At 69.4% G+C, this 4,275-nt stretch carries 2 protein-coding genes, 1 tRNA gene and 2 pseudogenes; 3 read left to right on the top strand and 2 right to left on the bottom strand.

Annotated features, from left to right (window positions below; translation table 11 throughout):
• Both GTW67_RS20970 and GTW67_RS20965 read right to left on the bottom strand, forming a co-directional pair.
• Positions 1-250: pseudogene (locus tag GTW67_RS20970) on the bottom strand (SPFH domain-containing protein); the annotation flags it as partial.
• A 97-nt stretch (positions 251-347) separates the two neighbouring features.
• Complete coding sequence (locus tag GTW67_RS20965) at positions 348-1,457, bottom strand: peptidoglycan-binding protein (protein ID WP_161166341.1); 1,110 nt, start codon at positions 1,455-1,457, stop codon at positions 348-350.
• A 199-nt stretch (positions 1,458-1,656) separates the two neighbouring features.
• Here GTW67_RS20965 and GTW67_RS20960 point away from each other — a divergent pair.
• The 3 genes and pseudogenes from GTW67_RS20960 to GTW67_RS20950 all read left to right on the top strand — a co-directional run.
• Positions 1,657-1,730 (top strand) — tRNA-Lys (locus GTW67_RS20960).
• A 282-nt stretch (positions 1,731-2,012) separates the two neighbouring features.
• Positions 2,013-3,977 (top strand): glycosyltransferase family 2 protein, encoded by a 1,965-nt coding sequence (locus GTW67_RS20955; protein ID WP_161166340.1) that lies wholly within the window; start codon positions 2,013-2,015, stop codon positions 3,975-3,977.
• Positions 3,974-4,275: pseudogene (locus GTW67_RS20950) on the top strand (radical copper oxidase GlxA); the annotation flags it as partial. The gene GTW67_RS20955 and the pseudogene GTW67_RS20950, both read left to right, overlap by 4 nt.

Here is a 4,275-nt window from a genome sequence, read left to right as displayed (position 1 = left end):
TGGGGCGCCGCATCCGGGGCTGCTCCCCCGTGCCCTGCCGGCGCTCGACGACCGCGGGCCGCAGCGGCACCGGCGCCGGGGCGGGGTCGTCCCGGAACAGCAGGTGGACGGGGATCTCGGTGGTCGCCTCGTTGTGGATGAGCCGCGCGGACCGGACCACGCCCTCCTCGGGGGCCGGTGGTGACGGAGAGGTGGCCGGCGGAACCGGTGCCGGGGTCGTCGAGGGTGTCGTCGAAGAGGTCGTACTCATGCGTGCTCCAGCCTCCGCGCCAGACGCGTCATGAACGGGTGATCACGAACGGTGCCCCCGAGGGAGCGGTCACCAGGGAGAGGTCACCAGGGAGAGGTCACGAGAACAGGCGCCGCCAGGTCTCCGGGCCCGGGTAGCCGTCCGCCGCGCCGCCGCGCCAGCCCTGGGCGCGCTGGAAGGCCTCGACGTTCCGCCGGTCCTCCTCGCTCCAGCGCGGCCCCGGCCCGCTCGTGTAATGCCTGCCGAATCCTTTCTTCGCCAGCTGCTCGCCGAGCCGGGTGACGTACGGGTTGTCCGCGCCCGGGCGGAACATCGCCCGCCCCGGATAGCCGGGCACCCCGTGCGAGGCGGGCGGGGCGGCGGCACCGGCGGGAGCCTGCCCCGAAGTCTCCGGAGTCTCCGGGGCGTCCGGGGTGTCCGTCGTGGCCGGCTCCCCGCCCGCCTGCGGCGTCGTCGTGGCGCTCGTCACTCCCTTGTAGCGGTAGGGGAGGTACTTGGCGGAGTTGCTCCAGTAGGCGTAGGGCGTCGCCATCGTGCGGGTGTGCGGCGGGGTCTGCTCGTAGGCCGTGTAGGAGGTGTGCTTGTCGTCCGTCCAGCCGCCGAAGATCACCACGTGCGAGCCCGACTGCGGGTTGGCCGCGTTGTGGAACAGCAGGATGTCGCCGGGCTGGAGTTCTTCCTTGGTGATCCGGTCCGCGAAGGCGCCGAGGCTCCCGGTCCATTCGTTCGTGGGCAGCTTCCAGGCCATCGACACATAGCCCGAGCAGTCCTGGCGGTAACCGTCGGACCAGTAGGCGGTCATGCTGTAGGGCACCTTCGCGGTGACCCAGGTCTTGGCCCGCTCGATGATGTCCGTACGGGTGATCGCGGGCAGCAGCGTGCCGGCGGCGGGGCCCGCCGGACGGCCTGTCGGACCGTGCAGCGGAGCCCTCGGGCCCTGCGGGGTGTCGGGCTCCTGGGCCGCCGGACCGCCGGGATCGCCGGGCCGGTGGAGCGCGTGGGCGGCGGTCGGGGCCGCCGCCGCCTGGCCCGCGCCGAGGGCGGCGGTCGCGGTGGCGGCGGTGGCCACCACGAGCACGCGGTGGGCGGCCGGATGAGCGGGAGCGCGACCGGCCGGGGAGTGCGGCAGGACACTGCGCCAGTGCCGGCACCCGGGGCAGTCGCAGTCGCTCACGGGATCGATCTCCTCGAATACCGGAGTCTCCATGCGATTCCCCTCACATTGCAGTGAAAAAGTCCGCGACGGTGTGCGCACCGGCGCACGGTGATCAGTTTCCCAACTGTCGTGTTTGCGCGCATGTTGACGGTCCGAACGATGTACCCGGGTGGTGCGCACGGGGGAACGCCCGCCCCTGGCGTGGTCCGGAGCACCCGTCGGCGTCGGGTAGAGTTCTCCAGGTCAGCAGGCGCCGCTAGCTCAGTTGGTTAGAGCAGCTGACTCTTAATCAGCGGGTCCGGGGTTCGAGTCCCTGGCGGCGCACAGACGGTCGAAGGCCCTCCGTAGCACACGGGGGGCCTTCGACGTACCCGGGATCTCGGCCTCTTGCGATCATGAGGAACGCCGTAGAACCCTGGTCCGGTTGGGGGGCCGGATGCCGAGGGGGGCATCATGCAACCGGGGGTCACCGATCCATGTCTATATAGGGTGTGGATGCCGTGGTGACAGCAACCCACCACTGTGACGTCCGTGACGGCCGAGGGGGACCCGTCGGACAAAGGAAGCGACGAAACACGCGTTGACCCGCGTGTGGGGGGATGACTCATGACGTCGACGCCGACGGGCGCCGGGCAGGACCACGACCCGTCTCAGACGACCCAGCTCAGGGTGCCCGCGCACCGGACCTGGAACACCGGCTCGTTCCGCCGGATAAAGAAGGCGCTGCCCAGATACGACTACGAGCACTACAGCCGGCTTGCGGGCCCCCTCACCCAGCCCGACCCGCACAAGCCGTACAAGGTGCAGTACCGCTCGCTGCTCTCGCAGGAGCCGCACCGGATACGCGTGGCCCTGATGCTGGCCGCGGCGCCGCTGCTGTCGGTGGTGCTGCTGGTGTGGCTGCTCCAGCCCGAGCACTGGACGGAGCGCGACTACCCGGCGTTCGACTGGCTGCCCGCCCTCGACATCGTCATGCTCGTCTCGATCGGCCTGATCGAGCTGTTCCGCTGCCTGAACGTGCTGTCGAACGCGCACGCGACGCTGGTCGCCCGCGACCCGATACCCGTGGTCCCCGAGACCGGCACCCGCGTCGCCTTCCTCACCTCCTTCGTGCCCGGCAAGGAGCCGCTGGAGATGGTGACGAAGACCCTGGAGGCGGCCGTCAAGATCCGCCACCGCGGTCTGATGCACGTCTGGCTGCTCGACGAGGGCGACGACCCCGAGGTGAAGGCGGTCTGCGAGCGCCTCGGCGTCCACCACTTCTCCCGCAAGGGCGTCGCCAGGTGGAACATGCCCAAGGGCCCGCACCGCGCGAAGACCAAGCACGGCAACTACAACGCCTGGCTGGACGCGCACGGCGACGACTACGACTTCTTCGCCTCCGTCGACACCGACCACGTGCCGCTGCCGAACTACCTGGAGCGGATGCTCGGCTTCTTCCGCGACCCGGACGTCGGCTTCGTCATCGGCCCGCAGGTCTACGGCAACTACGACAACCCGATCACCAAGGCCGCCGAGTCGCAGCAGTTCCTCTTCCACGCGCTCATCCAGCGCGCGGGCAACCGCTACGGCGCGCCGATGTTCGTGGGCACCTCCAACGCGGTGCGGATCAGGGCCCTGAAGCAGATCGGCGGCCTGTACGACTCGATCACCGAGGACATGGCGACCGGCTTCGAGATCCACCGCCACAAGAACCCGGCCACCGGCCGCAAGTGGCGCTCGGTCTACACCCCGGACGTGCTCGCCGTCGGCGAGGGCCCCAACGCCTGGACGGACTTCTTCACCCAGCAGATGCGCTGGTCGCGAGGGACGTACGAGACGATCCTCAAGCAGTACTGGAAGGGCTGGTACTCGCTGCCGCCGAGCAAGCTCTTCAACTACACGATGATGATCATCTTCTACCCGATGTCCGCCATGAACTGGATCCTGGCGGCGCTGAGCTGCGCCCTGTTCCTGGGCATGGGCGCCTCGGGTGTGAACATCGACCCCGCGGTCTGGCTGATGCTCTACGGCAACGCCTCCGCCCTCCAGATCGGCCTGTACGTCTGGAACCGCCGGCACAACGTCTCGCCGCACGAGCCGGAGGGCTCCGGCGGTGTGGCCGGCATGGTGATGTCCGCGCTGTCGGCGCCGCTGTACGCGAAGGCGCTCATCGACTCGATGCTGCGGCGCAAGAGCAAGTTCGTGGTCACGCCCAAGGGCGACTCCGCGAGCCCGGACACCCTGTTCGGGACCTTCCGGTACCACTGGTACTTCATCGTCATCTTCGGCGGCTCGATCACCGCCGGCCTCGTCCTGGGCCACGCCCACCCCGCGATGATCATCTGGGCGACGTTCGCGCTGCTGATCACCGCCTCGCCGATCTTCGCCTGGCGGCACTCGCTGCGGGAGGCGAGGAAGAAGCCCGCCTCCGCGGCTCCCGCGGAGCCGCACACCCAGCCCGAGGACGCGGCGCCCGCGGGGCCGTACCACGCGCCGCAGCAGAAGCCCAGCTGGGCTGCCTCCCCCGACGGGGGAAGCGACCAGACCATGCAGATCGCCCTTGGTGGACTTGGGGGACGTAAGGAATGAAAGACCGTGCCGGCCGCCGCCGGGCCCGTCGCTTCGCGATAGGCACGGCGGTGGTAGTAGCGCTGGCCGGGATGAACGGGCCGTGGCTCTACCGCTTCGGAACCGAGAAATACCACCAGTACAAGATCAACAAGCCGGAGTACAAAGCCGCCAACGGCAAATGGGAGATCATCGAGTTTCCCGAGCAGTACCGGCAGAACACCATCCACGCGGCGCTGCTGCGCACCGGCAAGGTGCTGCTCGTCGCGGGGTCGGGCAACAACCAGGACAACTTCGACGACAAGAAGTTCGACACCCG

This window comes from Streptomyces sp. SID5910, assembly GCF_009862125.1.
GTDB lineage: Bacteria > Actinomycetota > Actinomycetes > Streptomycetales > Streptomycetaceae > Streptomyces.
Note: the sequence above shows the minus strand (reverse complement) of the source record. Positions and strands in the feature narration are given on the sequence as shown.

Bases quoted from the DNA above. Each gene is read 5' to 3' on its own strand.
- GTW67_RS20955 (WP_161166340.1), top strand. From the start codon at position 2,013: ATGACGTCGACGCCGACGGGCGCCGGGCAGGACCACGACCCGTCTCAG.
- GTW67_RS20965 (WP_161166341.1), bottom strand. From the start codon at position 1,457: ATGGAGACTCCGGTATTCGAGGAGATCGATCCCGTGAGCGACTGCGAC.